General features: G+C 64.6%; 12 protein-coding genes. 3 read left to right on the top strand and 9 right to left on the bottom strand.

All coding sequences use genetic code 11. The features are described from left to right. Window positions 1–11: 11 nt before the first annotated feature. Both XI08_RS26800 and XI08_RS26795 read right to left on the bottom strand, forming a co-directional pair. Complete coding sequence (locus XI08_RS26800; RefSeq protein WP_271576651.1) at window positions 12–1,238, bottom strand: SAVED domain-containing protein; 1,227 nt, start codon at window positions 1,236–1,238, stop codon at window positions 12–14. A 212-nt stretch (window positions 1,239–1,450) separates the two neighbouring features. Next, window positions 1,451–5,221, bottom strand: coding sequence for a vitamin B12-dependent ribonucleotide reductase (locus XI08_RS26795; RefSeq protein WP_271576650.1), 3,771 nt, complete (start codon window positions 5,219–5,221; stop codon window positions 1,451–1,453). A gap of 762 nt (window positions 5,222–5,983) precedes the next feature. Here XI08_RS26795 and XI08_RS26790 point away from each other — a divergent pair. Further along, window positions 5,984–6,880 carry a DMT family transporter gene (locus tag XI08_RS26790; RefSeq protein ID WP_271576649.1) on the top strand — a complete coding sequence of 299 codons (897 nt, stop codon included), beginning with the start codon at window positions 5,984–5,986 and terminating at the stop codon, window positions 6,878–6,880. A 19-nt stretch (window positions 6,881–6,899) separates the two neighbouring features. Here the strand turns inward: XI08_RS26790 and XI08_RS26785 are convergent, their stop codons facing one another. The 5 genes from XI08_RS26785 to XI08_RS26765 form a co-directional block, all read right to left on the bottom strand. Next, window positions 6,900–8,699, bottom strand: coding sequence for an adenylate/guanylate cyclase domain-containing protein (locus tag XI08_RS26785; protein WP_271576648.1), 1,800 nt, complete (start codon window positions 8,697–8,699; stop codon window positions 6,900–6,902). 8 nt (window positions 8,700–8,707) lie between these two features. Further along, on the bottom strand, window positions 8,708–9,679 hold the full coding sequence (locus XI08_RS26780) for an ABC transporter substrate-binding protein (protein WP_271576647.1): 972 nt from the start codon (window positions 9,677–9,679) through the stop codon (window positions 8,708–8,710). Window positions 9,680–10,055: 376 nt separating this feature from the next. After that, complete coding sequence (locus XI08_RS26775; RefSeq protein ID WP_271576646.1) at window positions 10,056–12,314, bottom strand: CHASE3 domain-containing protein; 2,259 nt, start codon at window positions 12,312–12,314, stop codon at window positions 10,056–10,058. Beyond that, entirely contained in the window at window positions 12,311–12,727 is a 417-nt protein-coding gene (locus XI08_RS26770) for a response regulator (RefSeq protein ID WP_025575669.1), read from the bottom strand. Before XI08_RS26770 ends, XI08_RS26775 begins: the two co-directional genes overlap by 4 nt. A 242-nt stretch (window positions 12,728–12,969) precedes the next feature. Next, the gene (locus XI08_RS26765; RefSeq protein WP_271576645.1) at window positions 12,970–13,614 is read right to left on the bottom strand and encodes a BA14K family protein; all 645 of its coding nucleotides are present in this window, start codon (window positions 13,612–13,614) and stop codon (window positions 12,970–12,972) included. Between the two features lie 229 nt (window positions 13,615–13,843). Here XI08_RS26765 and XI08_RS26760 point away from each other — a divergent pair, with 229 nt between their 5' ends. Beyond that, complete coding sequence (locus tag XI08_RS26760) at window positions 13,844–14,251, top strand: NADH:ubiquinone oxidoreductase subunit NDUFA12 (RefSeq protein ID WP_027542568.1); 408 nt, start codon at window positions 13,844–13,846, stop codon at window positions 14,249–14,251. A 651-nt stretch (window positions 14,252–14,902) separates the two neighbouring features. Here XI08_RS26760 and XI08_RS26755 read toward each other — a convergent pair. Continuing rightward, window positions 14,903–15,589: a DJ-1/PfpI family protein gene (locus XI08_RS26755; protein WP_271576644.1), complete on the bottom strand. Its 687-nt coding sequence runs from the start codon at window positions 15,587–15,589 to the stop codon at window positions 14,903–14,905. Window positions 15,590–15,683: 94 nt separating this feature from the next. Here XI08_RS26755 and XI08_RS26750 point away from each other — a divergent pair, with 94 nt between their 5' ends. Beyond that, window positions 15,684–16,622, top strand: coding sequence for a GlxA family transcriptional regulator (locus tag XI08_RS26750; RefSeq protein ID WP_271576643.1), 939 nt, complete (start codon window positions 15,684–15,686; stop codon window positions 16,620–16,622). Window positions 16,623–16,717: 95 nt separating this feature from the next. On the opposite strand, the gene XI08_RS26745 is transcribed toward XI08_RS26750, so the two are convergent. Next, a complete protein-coding gene (locus tag XI08_RS26745; RefSeq protein WP_271576642.1) occupies window positions 16,718–19,852 on the bottom strand; it encodes an acetoacetate--CoA ligase in 3,135 nt (1,044 codons plus the stop codon). Window positions 19,853–20,197 lie beyond the last annotated feature (345 nt).

Raw genomic sequence — 20,197 nt, 5'->3', positions numbered from 1 at the left:
TCTCCGTGATGTCAGCGGGCGTGATCGAGTCGATGGGCGAGGGCGAAGCCGCCCAGCTTCCAGTTTTGGTCGTAGATCGTAAGGGACGGGTGTGCCTTGGGCTGCCACGATCGGCCAGCCTCGACTGCGATCGAGACCGGGATGGCGGGAAACACGTTCACTGTCACGTCCTCGCCATGAGCGAGCTTGATATCGTCGAGCGTCTTGCGGAAGAGCTTGGCGAAAACCGAGACGTCCTCCGGGCGGCGCACGATGTCGTTGTGCGCGCCGACGGCGGAGATCGACCAGATCGACGCCTCCGGACCGAGAACCTTCACGACGCGCTCGTTCACGACGGGGGCGCTGATCTCGAGCTTCAGGGCGACGGGCCCGTCCATCTGCGCCGGACGTTGCAGGTCGTAGCGGACGGGTGGCGAGGACGGATCCCACTTCCAGCCCTTGGGATCGCGCAGGAACTGCCGGACGTCGGCGGTGGCGATGTCGGAGATCAAGCAGCCGAGTTCGAAGAGCAGCGGGATCGGCGCGAGACCGAAGACGGCGAGGCGCTTGATCTCCTGCCGCTCCATGCGGCCGCGGACCTTCTCGCCGAAGACGGTCTGCAGGTTCTTCACGTGTGTCGGCCAGTAGTTCGGATCGTCGTCGCGGAGATCGAGGGTGACGAGGTCAAGGTCGATCCAGCCGTCGTCGAGGGGATAGCGCTCCGGGATCATTGACCATTTGACCGCGCCCTTTTCGACGGGCGACTCGTTGGCGCCGATCTTCGCGGCGTACCGGATGACGTGGCTTCCAAGGTCCTGGTCGATGCCGCCCACAATGCGGATGCGAGCCTCATGGCGGCGCTTCATCGCAACCAACACGTCTTCCGGATGTTCGGCGACCATTTCGCGGTCGAAGACGCGATGGTGGGCGTCGCAGACCAGCATGAGGTTGTCCGGGTCGTGGGCGAGCTTGGGCGAGCGGACCGGGTCACCACGCGGGCCATCGGGCGAGTCGGCCACGATGTGCCCGATGTAGGCCTTGCTCGCGTTTGCGGCCCCCGAGACCTCGTCGCCGACAAGGAGCTCGTTGCACCCGGCGTACTGGCAACGGCCGGCGGCCCGACCCCACACCACGTTTTGAATCCTGGTTGGGATGGGTTTGCGGGCAGGCTTCTTTTTCTTCGCCGGCGCCGAGCCGCGCGTTCCGGCGCGCCTCGATGCCGGCGGTTCGTTTTCCTCGATATCTGCAACTTCACTCATGACGTCGCATTCCGTGATTCACGATTCGTTCGTCGCGCCATTTTCGCGGCGAGCTGGAGCTCGCCGCGAAAATGGTTTCGAAAGGCTCGGCGCCACTGGCGCCGAGTAGGGGACCTATCAACTTTGATTGCCGTCCCGCCTACCAACTCGGAATACGAAACAACGAGGGTCCACTATCGAGCCGAAGTCGCTGTCTTCTCCAAGTCGGAATATCAGGAACAGCCGGTTGTACTTCCGCAAGTATCGCACTTCATACAAGTCCCATTCCGCACCAGCGTGAAGTTGCCGCACTCTGAGCACATCTCGCCTTCGTAGCCCTTGGCCTTGGCTTCCGCGCGGCGCTCGGCCTTGCTGGGCACTAGCGTCTGCGCAGTGCTGCCGGCCTTGCTCCACTGGAGGGCTTCCAGCTTCTCCGTGGGCGAGAGGTCGTGGCTCACTTCCTGCTTCAGCGCGACCGCGCCTTCCAGGACATCGCCGACACGTGCGCTCGCGCCGTGGGAGGCGAGAGCGGTGACCTTGCTGCCGCCGGTCGGGGCGCTGTCGTTGCCTTGCGCGACTGCGGTCGAGCCGCCGCGCATCACGACGAGGTTGTCGGTGCGGGAGCGGGTGAGGCCGCGCGACACCAGCTTGGAGGCGTGGTGGCTCGCGTCGTCCGGCTCCTTGCCTTCCTCGACGCCCTTGCCGAGCGCGTCGAAGTTCGACTCGGTCGGATCGACATGGGCGAGATCGAAGCGCGACATGTAGCTCACCGCCAGCTCGCGGAAGACGTAGTCGAGGATCGAGGTCGCGTACTTGATGCTGTCGTTGCCCTGCACGGGGCCCGCCGGCTCGAAGCGGGTGAAGGTGAAGGCGTCGACATATTCGTCGAGCGGCACGCCGTACTGGAGGCCCAGCGACACGGCGATGGCGAAGTTGTTGATGAAGGAGCGGAGCGCTGCGCCTTCCTTGTGCATGTCGATGAAGATCTCGCCAAGACGGCCGTCGTCATACTCGCCGGTACGGAGATAAACCTTATGCCCGCCGACGACCGCCTTCTGGGTGTAGCCCTTGCGGCGGTCCGGCATCTTCTCGCGCTCGCGCATCACGATGATGCGCTCGACCAGCTTCTCGACGATCTTTTCCGAGACCTGGGCGGTGCGCGCCGCCATCGGCTTCTCGTAGAGCGTCTCGACCGCATCGTCCTCGTCCTCATCGTCGGCGATGAGCTGCGAGTTGAGCGGCTGGGAGAGCTTGGAGCCGTCGCGATAGAGCGCGTTGGCCTTCAGAGCGAGCTTCCACGACAGCATGTAGGCGGACTTGCAGTCCTCCACCGTGGCGTCGTTCGGCATGTTGATGGTCTTGGAGATCGCACCCGAGATGAAGGGCTGCGCCGCCGCCATCATGCGGATGTGGCTCTCGACCGACAGATAGCGCTTGCCGATCTTGCCGCAGGGGTTGGCGCAGTCGAACACCGGATAGTGCTCGGCCTTGAGGTGCGGGGCACCTTCCACCGTCATCGCGCCGCAGATGTGGACGTTGGCCGCCTCGATCTCACGCTTGGTGAAGCCGACGGCCTGGAGCAGGTCGAAGCCGGGGGCTGCGATCGCCTCGGCACCGATGCCGAGCTGGTCGCGGATGAAATCCTCGCCAAAGGTCCACTTGTTGAAGGCGAACTTGATGTCGAAGGCGGTCGGCAGGGCCTTCTCGACCTTGGCGATGGCTTCGTCAGTGAAGCCCTTGGCCTTCAGCGTCGAGGCGTTGATGCCGGGGGCGTTGGACAGCGAGCCGTGGCCGACGGCGTAGGCCTCGATCTCCGCGATCTCGCTCTCGCGATAGCCGAGCGCGCGGAGCGCTGCGGGAACCGCGCGGTTGATGATCTTGAAGTAGCCGCCGCCGGCGAGCTTCTTGAACTTCACCAGGGCGAAGTCGGGCTCGATGCCGGTGGTGTCGCAATCCATGACGAGGCCGATCGTGCCGGTCGGCGCGATCACCGTGGTCTGGGCGTTGCGATAGCCGTGCTTTTCGCCGAGCTCGAGCGCCGCATCCCAGGCGGCCTGGGCGTGGCTGACGAGGTCAGCCTGCGGGCAGGACACCAGGTCCATCGGCACCGGGTTCACCGAGAGCGCCTCGTAGCCGTTGGACTGGCCGTGGGCGGCGCGGCGGTGGTTGCGGATCACGCGCAGCATGTGCGCGGCGTTCTTCTTGTAGCCGGGGAAGGTGCCGAGCTCGGCGGCGATCTCCGCCGAGGTCTTGTAGGTGATCCCGGTCATCACGGCGGTCAGCGCGCCGCAGAGCGCACGGCCTTCCTTGCTGTCATAGGGCAGGCCCATGGTCATCAAGAGGCCGCCGATGTTGGCGTAGCCGAGGCCGAGCGTGCGGAACTCGTAGGAGAGCTCGGCGATCGCCTTCGACGGGAACTGCGCCATCATCACCGAGATTTCGAGCACGATGGTCCAGAGCCGGCAGAGATGCTCGTAGCCCTCGACGTCGAAATGCTTGGTGCTGACGTTGTAGAAGGTCAGCAGGTTCGCCGAGGCGAGGTTGCACGCCGTGTCGTCCAGGAACATGTATTCCGAGCACGGATTGGAGGCGCGGATGTCGCCGGACGCCTTGCAGGTGTGCCAGTCGTTCATGGTGGTGTTGAAGTGCAGGCCCGGGTCGGCCGACGCCCAGGCGGCGTAGCCGATCTTCTCCCAGAGGTCGCGCGCCTTCAGCGTCTTCGTCACCTTCTTGGAGGTGCGAGCGTTCAGGTTCCAGTCGCCATCGGTCTCGACCGCGCGCAGGAAGTCGTCCCTCAGCGAGACCGAGTTGTTGGAGTTCTGGCCCGAGACCGTGAGATAGGCTTCCGAATCCCAGTCGGTGTCGTAGACGTCGAACTGGATGTCCTTGTAGCCCTGCTTCGCAAACTGGATGACGCGCTTGATGTAATTGTCAGGCACGAGGCTGCGGCGCGCGAGCTTGATCTCGCGGCGCAGCGCCGGGTTCTTCTCGGGGTCGAAGCAATCGTCGCCCGAACCTTCGCAGTTGACGCAGGCCTTGAGCACGGCCTTGAGGTGCTTCTGGTTGATCTTGGAGCCGGTGACGAGAGCTGCGACCTTCTGCTCCTCCTTCACCTTCCAGTCGATATAGGTCTCGATGTCGGGGTGATCGACGTCGACCACGACCATCTTGGCCGCGCGGCGCGTGGTGCCGCCCGACTTGATCGCGCCCGCCGCGCGGTCGCCGATCTTGAGGAAGCTCATCAGGCCGCTCGAGCGGCCGCCGCCGGAGAGCTTTTCGCCTTCGCCGCGCAGGCGCGAGAAGTTGGAGCCGGTGCCGGAGCCGTATTTGAACAGGCGGGCCTCGCGGACCCAGAGGTCCATGATGCCGCCCTCGTTGACGAGGTCGTCACCGACGCCCTGGATGAAGCAGGCATGCGGCTGCGGGTGCTCGTAGGCCGACTTGGACTTGGTCAGCTTGCCGGTGAAGGGGTCGACGTAATAGTGGCCCTGGCCGGGACCGTCGATGCCATAGGCCCAGTGCAGGCCGGTGTTGAACCATTGTGGCGAGTTCGGTGCGACCATCTGCATGGCGAGCATGTAGCGGAGCTCGTCATAGAAGGTTTGGGCGTCTTCGTCTGACGTGAAGTAGCCGCCCTTCCAGCCCCAATAGGTCCAGCAGCCGGCGAGGCGGTCGAACACCTGCTTGGCGCTGAGCTCGCTGACATAGCGCTCTTTCTCGGGCAGGAGGCTAAGCGCCTCGGTGTCGGGCACGGAGCGCCACAGGAAGGAGGGGACGGATTCCTCCTCGACCTTCTTCAGGCGCGCGGCAACGCCGGCTTTGCGGAAATATTTCTGGGCGAGGACGTCCGAGGCGACCTGCGACCACTCGGTCGGCACCTCGACATTATCCAGCTTGAACACGACCGAGCCGTCGGGATTGCGAATCTCCGACGTGGTCAGCCGGAAATCGATCCCGGCGTAAGGTGACTGTCCCGTGGTGGTATGGCGCCGCTCAATCCGCATGGTCTTGCCCCGTCCTTATCTTTGACCGAACCGCCTCCGTTCAGGCGCCCGGTCGACATTTCAGTTCGCGATTCCTCCCGGGCCGTGTGGCCTTAAGGCTTCGCAGTTCAGCCGGTGGATCCGGCCCAGTTTCTCCCGGCGCGATTGCTCGATGCGTGCATCGATCACCCGCCGGCATGTCCACACGCATCCGCCCCAACGGGATGCGCGCGACATGCGTTCAACGCCCCACAACGCCACTTCTTCAACCGATGCCATCCGAGCCTGTTGCCGGCCCGTTCTGGCGCCCGAAAAGTCCGCTACCCGCGGGCAGACAAGCCCTTCTCCCGCTGCCTTCGTCTGGCCTGGCGGAGTGCAGTTTTGCGGACCCTTTGGGGGAGTGCCGGCGGGACGCAAACTCACTCGCGCCGAACGGTCCGAAAGCTAGGACTCTCCAAAGCGCCCGTCAAGAACTAGTGCGAGTTCCTGAATCAAATACTAAATATGGTGGATTGCGGGGGATAACAGGGGGCAAGCCCGCGCCTGTTCTGGAGGCAAGTATCAGTGAGTCCTCAGGGATTCCCAACTGAAAAAATTTGCATCTTGTGGTGATGGCAACCCTTCACCCCGCTCTTCACAGGGCAGGTATATTTTTGGGCAATGGGGTTGCGCCAGCAGGACTCACGTAGCCTTACGGAAGGTGAGGGCAGGCATGCCCGCCGGGGTGGTGGTGGGGCCAGCGAATCCGCGCCAAGCTGGCCCCGTTTCCGCCGGGTACCCCACATGCTTGATTCGACGCGACCGGGCTTGCGACCGCGCATTGCCCCGGCCGGCCTGATGTTCCTTGCCATCACCTCGGTGGGCTGGGGCTTCAACTGGCCGGTGACGAAGTTCCTGCTCGCCGAGCTGCCGCCGCTGACGCTGCGCGGGGTGACCGGCGTGCTGGGCGCGGTGCTGCTCGCCGCCCTCGCGCTGATCCGCCGGCAGAGCCTCAAGGTGGGGCCGGGGATCTGGCCGCGCTTACTGACCGCCGCCGTCCTCAACGTCACCGGCTGGATGGTGCTGATGGGCCTGGCGCTGCTCTGGCTGCCGGCGAGCGAAGCGGCGCTGATCGCCTACACCATGCCGGTCTGGGCCTCGATCATCGCCTGGCCGGTGCTGGGCGAGCGGCCGACCGTGCTGCGCACGCTGGGGCTGGTGATGGCCTTCGTGGGCCTCGCCTCGATCATGGGCGGCAACGGCTTTGCCGCGAGCGTGGAGAAGCTGCCGGGCATCATCATGGCGCTCTGCGGCGCGCTCGGCTTTGCCGTCGGCACGGTGTTCTCGAAGAAATACCCCATCCACCTGCCGCCGATCACGGCCGCGGCCTGGCAGATCGGGATCGGCTGCCTGCCGATCTCGATCATCGGCCTCTTGGTCGAGACCACGCATCTTTCGCTGGTGACGCCGGTCGGCTGGTGGCTGCTGGTCTATTCCACCGTGGTGCAGTTCTGCATTGCCTATGTCAGCTGGTTCGCAGCGTTAGCGCGCCTGCCGGCCTCGGTCGCTGCGATCGGCACCATGGCCGTACCTGTCATCGGCGTCGTCGCCTCCGCGCTCGCGCTGGGCGAGCCGCTCGGGCCGGGACAGATCGCCGCGCTGATCTTCACGCTGGCGGCCGTGGTGCTGGCGACGCGCTAGCCGTCCGGACGCCGGGGTATCAGTGGTCCTGAGGCTCTTTCTCTCGCCGGCGTTGTCCCGAGCCCGGCGGTTTCGACGGCAGGTCAGCAGGTGCGACAGCAAAGACTTCGAGGGCCTGGTCGTAGCCTTTGATGTTCCGCTGCCCGAGCGATGCCAACGGAATGCTGTCCCTTACCCTTCCAGCGATAGTGGGATCAGCCAGGATCTGCGCGTCCTTCGCGAGATTGCAGAGCCGCGACGCCAAATTCACCACGGCTCCCATCGCCGTGTAGTCCAGCCGACCGTTATAACCAACCGTTCCTACCGTTGCCGCTCCCATCGCAACGCCCACACCAAAGCCGATCGCGTGGCCGGAATCGTACCATTTGCCGGCAAGGGACTGCACGGTCATTTGCAGGTCGATGGCGAGGCGGACCGCTTGAGTTGCCGGCTGTTCGCACGCGACCGGGGCATTGACGAGGAGCATGACTCCGTCGCCATCAAAGCCGATGAGCGTTGCCTCGTGACGAGTCGTCACGGCGCCAACCGCCTCGTAGTACTCGCGCATGACGGCCATGATGACATCAGGTTCATTGCGCGTGGAGAACGCCGTGAAGCCGCGCAAGTCGCCGAAAATGACAGCGACTTCACGTCGCTGCCCTTCGAGCAGTTCATGAGAATGCTCGACCAATTCGGCGACCTGTGATGGCAGGAACTGCTTCAGCCGCTCGATCCGCGCAGATTTCTGCTGCGAGATCGCCAGTTCAGAAGCCATTTCATTGAAGCGCAACGCCAGTTGCTGCAACTCGTCACCGCTGAAGATCTTGATGCGATGCTCGAATTGTCCGGTTCTGATCCGCTCCACGCCCTCTTCCAGTTGCTTGATCGGGCCGGACATTCTGTGCGCGCGCCAATAGGCGAGCGCCAGCGCAATAAGAACACCAAAGGCAATCAGAATTGACGAGCGCCACAACGCCGCGCGAATGGATGCAAAGGCTTCCGAGACCGGCTGCATCGCGATCACCGTCCATCCCACATCGGCGGCTTGAACGGATAGCGCCACCACCGGCTTGCCTTGGTCCCCATTTATCACCGCCGCTCCGCTCGCCGCGCCAACGAGATGCTTGATCCGGCTGAAACTGCCCGAGCTGGCGCGGCCGCGCAGAACCAGACTGATGTCGGGATGGGCGATCAGATGACCGGAGTCATCGACAACAATGGCGTAGCCGGTCTCGCCAATTCTAATGGCAGCGATGACATCCCAGATCAGCTTCAGATTGACTTCGGCGATCGCAACCCCCGCGGCCGGCAGGCTCCCGGCAACCGCGATCCTCATGTAGGGCTCTGAATCTCGCTGGTACTGAACCGGTCCGTACCAGACCTTGTTGGCGCGTGCGCCCAGAACAGCGGGATCCGTGGACATATCAATGCCGCGCCCGGTCCTGTTCAGAAGCAGCCTGGAAACAAAGACCCGTTCAGTGCCGGTCTCATCCAGAAGCGAAACCGAAACGATTGCGGGCACCTGCTGGAGGAGGCGCAAGGCGTCGGTCTTATGTTGTGCATCGCCTCCGGCAGACCAGGGAAGCTGCACCATCCAACCCAGCTGATCCCGGATGCCGTCGGTGAATGCCTCGATCCGGTCGGACGCCGCGCGAGCATCGGCCTGCAGCACCGCGCTGATCTGGCGGCGCTGGTCTCGGTAACCGAAAGACGCCTCGACGGCCGCGCCGAGTATCAGAGGTACGACCGCAGCGACAAACAACGTCGCGAAGTACTTGCAGAACAGCGAGCGACGCGGGGGCGTCGTACACGAAGAGGACTGCGCAGCACCGTCCGTCATAACTGCTCTCAGGAGATCACCTTGCTGGCGCGAAACAGGATCGACGACACATCCAGGTCGATACCCAGAAGCCTGGCTGTCTTCAGATTGACTGCCAGTTCAAACTTCTCGGGGCGCATCACCGGAAGATCTGACGGATTTTCCCCGCGCAGGATGCGATCGGCATAAGTGGCAAGCCGAAAATAGGTCGTGCGCTGGTTTGCGCCGTAACTCAAGAGACCTCCAGCGTCACAATATTCAGACCAGCCAAACATCGAAGGCAGCCGGTGCGCGATTGCAAGCTCCGCAATCTTTGCACGATGCACCAGCGTCACGGCATCGGGAAACACGAGGAGAGCATCCGCGTCCACTTTGCCGGCGGCCGTCAACCCATTCTCGATTTCGCGAGCGCCACAGAACGGAACGTAGGCTGCCTCAATGCCGAGATTCCGGCACGACTCCAAAGTCGCACGCCATTCCAGTGGCTCTCCCGGATGATCCGTGTTCGAGAAGACCGCCAGTTTTCGCAGCTTTGGATAAATGTCCTTGAGCAGCTCAACGCGCTTTCCCGCCAGCTCGAGCGACAGGAATGTGCTGCCGGTGAAATTGGTGCCGGGGTGAGCAAGGCTCTTCACCACACCCAAAGCGACGGGGTCACCGCTCAATGCAAACAGCACGGGGATGTCGGTGACCGCGGTCATGACGCGTGTCGCCGGACCGCTCGAGACCACAAGGTCGATATCCCGCTGTTGCAACTCGGAGACAATCTTGCGCAGTGCCTGCGGATTTCCAGGGGCATAGTGCGTCTCGAAGGTTACGGTATTGCCCTCGACGTATCCCAGCGCGCGCATTCCCTCGCGAAAGCCGTCCAGGAAGGGATCCGGTTCGGAGGCGGTCGAGACCCAGAAGATACGATGCAGCTTGGCTCCGTTCTGCGCCCGTGCGATCGCAGGCCAGGCCAGTCCTCCACCAATCAACAAGATGAACTCTCGTCTTTTCATCCGAGCACCTGTCGAAGCTGCGCCGTCAATTCCGGCCGCAGACCAGGATCCTAGCTGTACGTCTGGTGACTGCGCTCGGTATCGCGCTCCGCAAGCGGACTGTCGCGACGCCGGCTCCAACATTTGTCGCCGAGAGCATGCTCAGAGATTGGGCTGGTGAGACGATTTGTCCTTGAGATGCGCTTGATTTTTGCTTGAGACCGGCCCGATCGGAATCAAAACGGCCTACTCGTTGCATCGCGCGGTTTCGGAACACCTCCGGCGCGCATCCGGGCGAGCCACGGCGTCTCAAGAGGACAACCGGAAGTCACATCCTGAGCCAGTGCGCTCGACCACATATATGCGTGACTGCAGCGCGCCTTCGGCAGTCCACGCGCTAGCCCGCCGCCATCCCGCTGCCATTCAGCGCCTTCCGGATCATCTCCGCGAGCTGGTTTCTCCGATACGGCTTGGTCAGCAGCAGCACGCCGTCGTCGAGCTTGCCGTGGTGGACGATCGCGTTGTCGGTGTAGCCGGAGGTGTAGAGCACCTTCAGGCCCGGCCGCCGCTTCGCCACTTCCTCGGCGAGCTCGCGCCCGCTCATGCCGCCGGGGATGACGACGTCGGTGAAGAGGAGATCGAAGGCCTGCCCGGCCTCGATCAATTGCAGCGCGGCGCGGCTGTCGGGCGCGGCGACCGTCTGGTAGCCGAGGCCCTGCAATTGCGCGGTGACGAAGTTGCGCACCAGCGGATCGTCCTCGACCACGAAAATGGTCTCGGCGCCGCCTTCGGCCTGCGGCGCGACGGGAGCGGCCGCTTCTATCGCGCCTTCGCCCGGCGGCAGATAGAGCTTGATCGTGGTGCCGTGGCCTTCCTCGCTGTAGATCTTGATGTGGCCGCCGGACTGCTTGACGAAGCCGTAGACCATGGAGAGGCCGAGGCCGGATCCCTTGCCGACCTCCTTGGTGGTGAAGAACGGCTCGAACGCCTTCTCCTGGACGTCCTGCGGCATGCCGGTGCCGCTGTCGCTGACCGCGAGCATCACGTAGGGGCCGGACACCACATCCGCATTGGCCTGCGCATAGGCTTCGTCGAGCACGACGCGGTGGGTCTCCAGCAGCAGCTTGCCGCCGTTCGGCATGGCGTCGCGGGCGTTGATCGCCATGTTGAGCACGGCATTGGTGAGCCGGGACGGATCGATGTGCGCGGTCATCGGCCCCTGTTCCAGCACGGTCTCGATCTGGATCTGCTCGCCGAGGGTGGGGCGCAGGAGTTTTGCGATGTCTGATATCGCGGCGTTGATCTCGACGTTGCGCGGCTGGAGCGGCTGCCGGCGTGCGAAGGCGAGCAGGTGCTGGATCAGCTCGGCGCAGCGCTCGGCGGCATCGTCGATCAGGCGCGCCACGCGCTGGAGCGCCGGCTGCTCCTTCAGGCTCGCCACCAGCGTCTCGGTATTGCCCGAGATCACCGTCAGCATGTTGTTGAAGTCGTGCGCGACGCCGCCGGTCAGCTTGCCGATCGCATCCAGCTTCTGCGACTGTTGCAATTGCCGCTCGGTCTCGCGCGAGGTGGTCGCATCGTGATAGACCAGCACGGCGCCCGAGATGTCGCCTTGTCCGTCCCGCATCGGCCGGCCGCTGATCATGAGGTGGCGGACCTGATTGCCGCTGTGCGGGCGGACGATCATCTCCAGGTCTTCGAACTCCTCGCCGCGCAGCACGCGCACCGAAGGCAGCTCCTCGGCCTTCATCGGCATGGCGCCGTCGCCATGAAAGACGTCCGACAGCGACCGCAGACTGCTCAGGTTCATGCCGGCGCGGTGCAGCAGCATGCGCTCCGCGGCCGGATTGGATAGCAGAACGTTGCTCTCGACGTCGATGACCAGCACCGCCTCCGCCATGCTGCGAAAGGTGCTCTGGAGCACGTTGACGGACAGGCGGAGCTCGTCATGCGCGGTGACCAGATGTTCGGTGCGTTCGGCCACCGCCGCCTCGAGTTGCTCCTTGGCGGCCGTAGTCTCCAAAAGCGTGCTCTTGAGCGCGCCCTCGGTGCGCCGGCTCTCGCGCATCACCATCACGACCAGCAGCAGGATCACCAGCGCGCCGGCGACATCGATGCCGAGCAGCACGATGCCGGTGCGGCGCGAATCCTGGGAGCGCGCGGCGAGCAATCGTTCTTCCTCTGCGCTCAGACGGTCGAGATTGCCCATCACGGTGTCCATCAGGCCGCGGCCTTCCGCCTTGCCCTGGAGCGCGGCAATGCCGGCCTGGTCGCTCTCGGCGCGCAGGCGCATCGCCTCGGCGGCGATCTCGATCCGGCGCAGCGCCAGCGGCTCGGTGCCCTCCAGCAGCGCGACCTGATCGGGGTAGTCGCGCACGCCGCGCTTGAGGTCGGCGAGTGCCGGCGCGATCTGGGCATGCACCGCCTGGAATTCGTCGCTGAAGGCCGGGCTGCGATAGATCTCGTAGCCGCGCGCGGCGCTCTCTGCCCGGCGCAACAGGACGCGCAGATCGGAGATCTTCTTCTGGACCTGGACGGCATGGCTGACCCACGCCGTGTCGGACCGCGACTTGACGTCGAGGCCGATCGAGGCGGCGGTGATGATCAGGAGGATTGCAAGTCCAGCACCGAGAATGACGCGCTGCGTTGGGATCAAGGGGCTTCTTTCTTGTCCTTCGGCTGTGCGCTCTCGCCCGCGAGGCATTCTCGAATTGTCGTCAGCAGCGCTTCCGGCGTGAACGGCTTGCGCAGGCAACGCGTTGCGCCGAGCTCCAGCGCCATGCGGAGGAAATCGGGAGAGGGCGAGGCCGACGATGCGAAGGCGTAACCGGACATCGCGATCAGCGGGATCGCCGGCGCGCGTTCGTGAAAGATGCGGATGGATTCAAAGCCGCGCATATGCGGCATGAAGATGTCGACCAGCATCACATGATACGTCTGCGCTTCCAGCGCAGCCAGTCCCGTTTCACCGCCGTCAGCCAGCGTTACGTCGAAGCCCTGACGTTGGAGAAGGACCTCGATGGTCGCGCCGACCATCGGATCGTCATCTACCACGAGAATACGCGGCATGACCTTTCCCAGTAGATCGAAGTCCCCGTATTGGTGATATCCGCGAATCGTGGGTCGGGTCAATTTTGGATTGGATCAGGGTAGATATGCACGGTGCGGTGAATAAAGGTCCCTTTGCATCGACTTGTACATAATCTCGCAAGGACGGAATCGGCTGCACGCGAAACTGGCGAAAGCGGAGCACACGCGAAAACGGCGCCGCATCGCCGCGACGCCGTTTCTTTCAAGCATTGTAGATGTGGTTACGGGCAGGGATGACGCAGGCCGTCGTAGCCGAGATAGGTGCCCGACGCCGGGTCGTAGGAGCGGTAGCGCTGCGCGCAGTAGCCTGCGGAATCGCCGCCGCTGTCGGGAACGACCGCCACTGACGGCTCGTCGTAGTAGCTGTCGTCGCCGTAGTAGTAGGGATCGTTGTAATACCCGCCACCATAATAGGCGTATGAGCCGAGGCCGCCGATCGCAGCACCTGCCGCGAAACCGGGCCAGAACCCGCCGCCGCGATGGTGACGACGCCAGCCGCCGTTCCAATTGCCGCCACCGCCCTGCCAATTGCTGCTGGCGGCTGCGAAGCTGCGGCCGCCGCCACCGACAACCGACGGTGCGGCGCCGATGCTGGGACGCACGGCTGCGCCAGGCGCAAAGCTGGGACGCACCGCTGCGCCAGCCGCAAAATTGCCGCCGCCACCGCCGATCCGCGGACCGGCGCTGAAGCTGCCACCGCCCATTCGGGCGGCGCCGCCACCGCCAATGTGAGCACCGCCGCCGCCGCCGATATGGGGCCCACCGCCACCGCCACGGCCGCCATGACCCTGCGCGAAGCTCGGTGTCGCCAACGGAAGGACCAGCGCCAATGCTGCCGCCGCGCTCAAGACTCTCAGACTGCTCATGGTCAACTCCTTTTCCAGGGAGCAAACCCCTTGAAAGGGGGGAGGTTCCTGGATCACGCGGGTGTGCGCGTGAAGGGAGCGTCTCACCGGGACGCTGTACCCGGCATGAACGGATCGCGTCCGATTTGCGGCGGGGCGCGCATTTGCGTGGGGCAAGGCCGCACCTGCCGAACTGGACATTTCGCCGTCCGGATGGCATCAGGACCCGACGAAGCAGGGCTCTTGCCGCATGAAACAGTTCTTCCTCAAGTTCTTCACCTGGTGGAGTGGCCAGACGTTTGGCACCCAGCTCTGGACCAAGCGGTACGGCGAGCTGGTCGGTCAGGACGAGCAGGGCAATCTCTATTATCGCACCCGCGGCGGGGCGATCGATCCGACGCTCGGCTTCGAGCGGCGCTGGGTGATCTATAACGGCTATGCGGAAGCGAGCCGAATCCCGCCGTCCTGGCACGGCTGGATCCATCACGTCGTCGACGTGCCGCCGACGCAGGACAACTACCAGCCGCGCGAGTGGGAAAAGCCGCACCAGCCCAATCTCACGGGCACGGCCAACGCCTACCGCCCCTCGGGCTCGACGCTCGCCAGCGGCAAGCGGCCGAAGGCGACCGGCGACTATCAGCCCTGGACCCCTGGCTAGGCTTCCAGCCTCCGCCGAATCGTCATCGTCGGATTGGATGCAGGCGCATCCGACTGATCCCGCTGTGGACAACGGGAACAGCGGGGATGCCGGCTGCGCGGGCGTTGTGTTCGCGCCGGCGATGCGGCTCAATGGTCCCATCTTACGGAGATGGGAGACCATCGCGTTCGGTTCGGGCAACAGTTCGCGACTGTCCCGAAATGCAGCGGCCGCCGACCAGGACTCGATCGGGAGATAGGCCCCCGGTCTGGAAGTTCCGAAATCGCCCGATGAAATGTGCTGCCGCCGTAAGACAGGAAAGGCCGCTTGGGAAACCGAGCGGCCTTTTTCTGTTTGAGGTGGGTTGTGTAGTTGTGTAACTGTCTCGTGCCCCGGACGCAGTGCAACGCCATAGCGTTGCGCTGCTGAGCCGGGGCCCAGGAGCTTCAAGCCGGGTCCCAGCTCAGCGCAGCGCAAGGAGCGCTGAAGCGCGTCCGGGAGACGAGAGGAGCGAAGGCAGCTACTCCACACTCCGTCATTGCGAGCGTAGCGAAGCAATCCAGACTGCCACCGCGGAAAGACTCTGGATTGCTTCGCTACGCTCGCAATGACGATGCTGATGCAGCTTTCGCCAAACTGGGGTCTCGCCCCGGACGCGGCGCGAGGCAGAGGCTAGTTCACCCGCTCGGCGGCGCGCTTGACCGCCTCGAGGCGGCGCGCCTGATTTGCTGCCCCGCGCTCTCTCAGCAAGGCCAGCACTTCGGCTGGCGCGGTGTCGGGCGAGCCGGACGTGAACGGCGGGGCGGGGTTGTATTCGATCTGGAGCTGGATCGCTTCCGCCGTGGTGCGGTTGACCAGGATCGAGACCAGCGTCAGCGCGAAATCGATCCCTGCGGTGACGCCGCCGCCGGTGATGCGATTGCGGTCGATGCAGACACGCGTCTTGGTCGGCGTTGCGCCGAACTGGCCGAGCATCTCCATCGCGCTCCAATGGGTGGCGGCGCGGTAGCCCTTGAGCAGGCCGGCTGCACCGAGCGCCAGCGCCCCGGTGCAGACCGAGGTGACGTACTTGGCGCCTTCGGCTTGCTTGCGCAGGAAATCCAGCACCTCGTCGTCATTGAGCAGATCATTGGTGCCGCCGCCGCCGGGCACGCAGATCACGTCGAGCTGCGGGCAGTCGGCGAATGTCGTGGTCGGCGTCAATGTCAGCACGGAATCGCTCGGCACCGGCTCGATCCGCTTCCAGATCAAATGCAGCCTGGCGCCGGGAACTGCGGAGAACACCTGCAAGGGGCCGGTGAAGTCGAGCTGGGTGACGCGCGGAAACACCAGAAGTCCGATCTGGAGCGGGGACGACATCGGAAGATCCTCCAATCTTGGGCTTGACGCGGGCAAACTGGCATGATGCCCTTCTGTCCAAAATGGCGTAATTCCCTCTATTTCGGACATGACCATGATCGGCATCCTGATCTTCCCGGATTTTCAGTTGCTCGATGCGGCGGGCCCGATCTCGGTGTTCGAGGTCGCAGCGCGCTGCGCCGGCAAGCCGCTTGCGCTGCGGGTGCTGGCGGTGAATGCGGGACCGGTGCGCAGCTCCTCCGGCGTCGAGATGATGGCGCGTGATTTCAAATCGGCGAACGCCATCACGACGCTCGTCATCGCGGGCGGCGCGGGGGTGGCGGATGCCGCGCGCTGCGAGGTGACGCGCGCCTTCGTGCAACGGCTGGCAAAGCGCGGCGTGCGGGTCGCCAGCGTCTGTTCGGGCGCCTATGTGCTGGCCGAAGCAGGCCTGCTCGACGGTCGCCGCGCCACCACGCATTGGGGCCGCACGCGCGATTTCGTCGCGCGCTATCCCAAGGTGAAGTTCGAGCCGGACCAGATCTTTACCCGCGACGGCAATGTGTGGACGTCGGCGGGGATCACGGCGGGAATCGACCTCGCGCTGGCGATGGTCACGGAGGACCATGGCGAGGAGATCGCGCAGGCGGCCGCGCGCCAGCTCGTGCTCTATCATCGCCGCAGCGGCGGCCAGTCGCAATTCTCATCGCTGCTGGAGTTGAAGGCGCCGAACGGCCGGTTCGGCGCGCTCTTGTCCTGGGCCCGCGAAAATCTCGATGCGCCGCTCACGGTGGAGGAGCTTGCCGATCGCGCCGGCATGAGCGCGCGGCACTTTGCCCGCGCCTTTGCCGCCGAGACCGGCACGACGCCGTCGAAAGCGATCGAGCGGCTGCGGATCGAGGTCGCGCGCGAGCGCGTGCAGTCCTCGCGCGAGGCAATCGAGCTCGTCGCGGAGGCGACCGGATTCCGCGACCCCGAACGGATGCGCCGCGCCTTCATTCGCGCCTTCGGCCAGCCGCCCCAGGCGCTGCGGCGCGCGGCGCGAGCGGGGTAGGTGGTGTGCTCGCAAATTTGCCGCGCGCGCGTGATAGTTACGTCCTCGCTGCCACGGAATCGGACATCGACACTGCGCAAAGCGGATGTCCGCCTTCAGATGGGCAGGAGCACGATTTCCGAATACAGCCTGTCGAGCTCTTCGTCGGCGATCAACGGCGAACGGAAACACGTGGTCATCGGGAGCATCATGCCTCGTGGACGGACCGGAAAGATTCGCGCCTCCGCGACGAGCGCCGCCGTTCGCTGCCGGCGCAAGATCGCCAGCTTGACGCGCTCGAGATGCCGCAACAGCAGAACCGGCGCACTACAATGCAGAATGTCCGAATAGGGGATTTTGAGCGGCTGAAACCGTGCCAGTCGTCCCAATCGACTTGCTGCAAGGCGATGATCGCGGCGCTTCACCACGAGATAGGCGTAATCAGGCCCGTCGACGACGATCAGCTGCAGGCAATCATACGCCGCGTGATCGTCGAAGATTTGCCGTTGGTGGCTGGTCAGTCTCTCGCGGACCACGGCCGGATCGAAGCAGATCACCGGCCGGGTCGAGCCGAACAAGGTCGCGGCCTGTAGCAATGGCGGCATGGCGATGCGCTGCGAGTCCAGCGGTTTGAAGCGCTGTGCGATAAGGGCGGCCCAAGACGACGGCTGCGGAGTGAAGCACGTATATGTGGCGTTCGCGTCATCCAGCATTGATGCGAGCAGCGCCATGCCCCAGCCGCGGTACTGCGCGCGTACAACCCAGGAGGACAGATTGCAGACGAGGATTGCCTTCTCGTTCACCTGCCGCCGGGCAGCAACTGCCCCGATGAATCCAACCAAGGCGTTGCCGTCGAGAAGTATGAAGCCGCGGCCGTGATCCGACCAGCCATGATCGAACAGACGGCGCCATCTCGTCGCATTGATGCCCGCCTCGCGAAACGATTCCTCAAGAAAGCGGCAGACCGGCTCCACGTCCTCCGGACCGAGGGCGCGGACGTGCAGGCCCGCCCGGCCAAGCTGTTGGGCCGTCATTGCCTCCGCGCCGGAGAGGACCGCGATCAGGCCTTCGATCGACGGCGCCCGCAGAAAGGCCGAAAGGGGCATCGGATGCCCTGCATAGCGCTCGATCTCCAGGAGCAGGCTGACTACGGCCAGCGAGTCTGCGCCGAGGTCCAGAAGATTATCGGACCGGCCGATCGGAGCCATGTCCAGCACGCGCTCGCAGATCGCCTGCAGGTCTTTCCGCAGCTGCTCAACGTCTGGGAGCACTCCACAGACCGGGGTCGGCTCCCGAGACACACTGGCGGTCGGAGGCGCTCGCAGAACCGGATGGTTGGCAATGGCCTCGAGGCATTCGGCGTTCTGCAGGGCGTCGCGATTCCGTACAGGGCGGCCGTTCACCGCATCCCGCGCTGCGATTTCGGACCGCTTGCCGTTAAAGGTGACGGGAAGCGCGTCGACCTGTGCGATACGCGCCGGCACGAAGGCCGGCGAGCCGCAGCGTGCAAGCTCGGAGCGGATATGCTTGGCGAGAGCGCTGTCGAGCACCACGCCTTCGCGCAACACGAGCAACAAAACCATGCGTGTGCCGCCTGGCTCGTCCGCTTGTTGCTCGAGCGCCATCGCCTCGATGATCCCCCCGACGTCATCGAGGATGCGGTAGATCTCCGCGGTCCCTATGCGGATGCCGCGCACGTTGAGGACTCCGTCTGAACGACCATGCAAGCGCCAGCCCCCATGAGGCGTGGCCTCGATCAGATCGCCATGCGTCCAAAAACCGGGGTTCTGAGCAAAGTAGGTGGCGTGGAAGCGGGTACCGTCGGCATCGCCATGAAAGCCAAGGGGCCGCGAGGGAAAAGGGTTGGCGCAGACCAGTTCGCCTATCAACGCCTGCGGATCGTCAGGCGGCGGCAGCGAGCGGACATCGAGGCCGAGGCTGCGGCACTGTGCCTCGCCGCGATGGACCGGCAGATTCGGACTGCCAAGGACGAAGCAGCCGATGATATCCGTGCCGCCTGAGATCGTCTGCAGCGGCATCGACGACTTCACTTCGCTGCTGACCCAGTCGTACTGGCGGGGATAGAGGATCGAGCCGGTCGAGAGCATGGTGCGCAGGGCGGAAAGGTCGAACACCCGCCCGGGGGAGAAATCCTTCTCCGCGCAGAAGTGCAGATAGGCGGGATTGGTGCCAAACACGGTCACGCGTTCCTCGGCAACAATCCGCCAGAACGTGTCCGCCGCTGCGAGCGGCCCGTCGTAGAGGACAATCTCGACGCCGGACGCCAGTGCCGAGAGCTGCCAGTTCCACATCATCCAACCGCAGGAGGTTTGGAAGAACAGCCTGTCGCCGTGTCTGAGATCACAGTGCAACCGGTGCTCCTTCACATGCTCCAGTAAAGTGCCGCCGGCGCCGTGCTGGATGCATTTTGGCGGGCCCGTGGTGCCCGAAGAGAACATCGTGAACAGCAGATGGTTGAATGGGTGACGGGGCCAGGCTGGCCCAATCTCGCCACCATCATCATCACCGAGCAGATCGGCAAGCCTGTGCAGAGGTGGCGTCCTCTCGTCGGCGTCCAGCGAGCCATCGTCCAGCGCAATGATCGCCGCGAGGCTCGGCAGGCCGGTCGCCGTTTCGAGGACGCGCTCGGCGACGGGGATTCCCGCATCCCATCGCTCCGCTCGAAGGCAGCCGAAGAGCACCACGGGCTCGAGAGGGGCGAACCGCGCCAGGATAGCGGGCACGCCCATGTCCGGCGCGCAGCTGGCAAAAGTCGCGCCAATGGCGGCGGTCGCCAGGCAGGCAATGACCGCCGCGGCATTGTTGCGTGCGATTGCCACGACGTGGTCGCCCGGGCGCACACCGAGCCGCTGCAACGACCTCGCCAATCGACCAACCGCGCCGCGCAGCGCGCCACGCGTGAACCGGTCGCGGCTGCCGTCAGCGTGGCAGGCTGTCAGGACCGGCTGGCCGGGACTGCCGGCGAGGAGGCACTCGGCGTAGTTGAGACGAAGATCCGGGAAGAAGCGCGCGGTCTCGCAGGCATCGCCGACGCAGACGGGCTCGGCTGCACCGTCCCGCGGCAGGTCGGACCACTCGAGGAAGAGACGCCAGAAGCTGTGGAAATCCTCCACCGAGAAGCGGTCCATCGCAGCGTGATCGCGCAGCTGCTGCCCCGTTCGGGCCTCACACCATTGGCCGAAAGCAGTGAGCTGAGAATGTGCGATGCCATGTGCGTCGGGACGGAACACGACTTCCTCCAAACCCGCCTCTAGGTGGCACCCGACGACCAGGCCGCAAGCAACGTTAGATAGCGTTCGTATCGCTCGGGGAGAATCATCCTCCGGGGGTATGTGGCGGATTGGCGCACGTTGGCGGGAGTACCCCGCTTGAGCACCGGCGAGCGTAAGCCGCCACTCCTAGGATTTGATGCCGCCACGCTCTTTGGCACCATTGTGGTCTTGCAGTCTGTGACCCCAGAGAGAACACCTCCAGCCCGCTTGGGGTCGTCTCCTTGATGGCCGCTAATGGGATGGTCCGGCCGTGCTCCGGCCCTGCCAGCACGAGAAGCTGGCAAGGGGCGCTCAAGACAAGGA

The sequence above is a fragment of the Bradyrhizobium sp. CCBAU 11361 genome (assembly GCF_028128935.1).
In the GTDB taxonomy this organism is placed as follows: Bacteria; Pseudomonadota; Alphaproteobacteria; order Rhizobiales; family Xanthobacteraceae; genus Bradyrhizobium; species Bradyrhizobium niftali.
This window is presented reverse-complemented; position numbering and strand designations above follow the sequence as displayed.

Coding starts and splice junctions, on each gene's coding strand:
- XI08_RS26750 (WP_271576643.1), top strand. CDS start 15,684: ATGATCGGCATCCTGATCTTCCCGGATTTTCAGTTGCTCGATGCGGCG.
- XI08_RS26780 (WP_271576647.1), bottom strand. CDS start 9,679: ATGAAAAGACGAGAGTTCATCTTGTTGATTGGTGGAGGACTGGCCTGG.
- XI08_RS26800 (WP_271576651.1), bottom strand. CDS start 1,238: ATGAGTGAAGTTGCAGATATCGAGGAAAACGAACCGCCGGCATCGAGG.
- XI08_RS26755 (WP_271576644.1), bottom strand. CDS start 15,589: ATGTCGTCCCCGCTCCAGATCGGACTTCTGGTGTTTCCGCGCGTCACC.
- XI08_RS26790 (WP_271576649.1), top strand. CDS start 5,984: ATGCTTGATTCGACGCGACCGGGCTTGCGACCGCGCATTGCCCCGGCC.
- XI08_RS26760 (WP_027542568.1), top strand. CDS start 13,844: ATGAAACAGTTCTTCCTCAAGTTCTTCACCTGGTGGAGTGGCCAGACG.
- XI08_RS26795 (WP_271576650.1), bottom strand. CDS start 5,221: ATGCGGATTGAGCGGCGCCATACCACCACGGGACAGTCACCTTACGCC.
- XI08_RS26770 (WP_025575669.1), bottom strand. CDS start 12,727: ATGCCGCGTATTCTCGTGGTAGATGACGATCCGATGGTCGGCGCGACC.
- XI08_RS26765 (WP_271576645.1), bottom strand. CDS start 13,614: ATGAGCAGTCTGAGAGTCTTGAGCGCGGCGGCAGCATTGGCGCTGGTC.
- XI08_RS26785 (WP_271576648.1), bottom strand. CDS start 8,699: ATGACGGACGGTGCTGCGCAGTCCTCTTCGTGTACGACGCCCCCGCGT.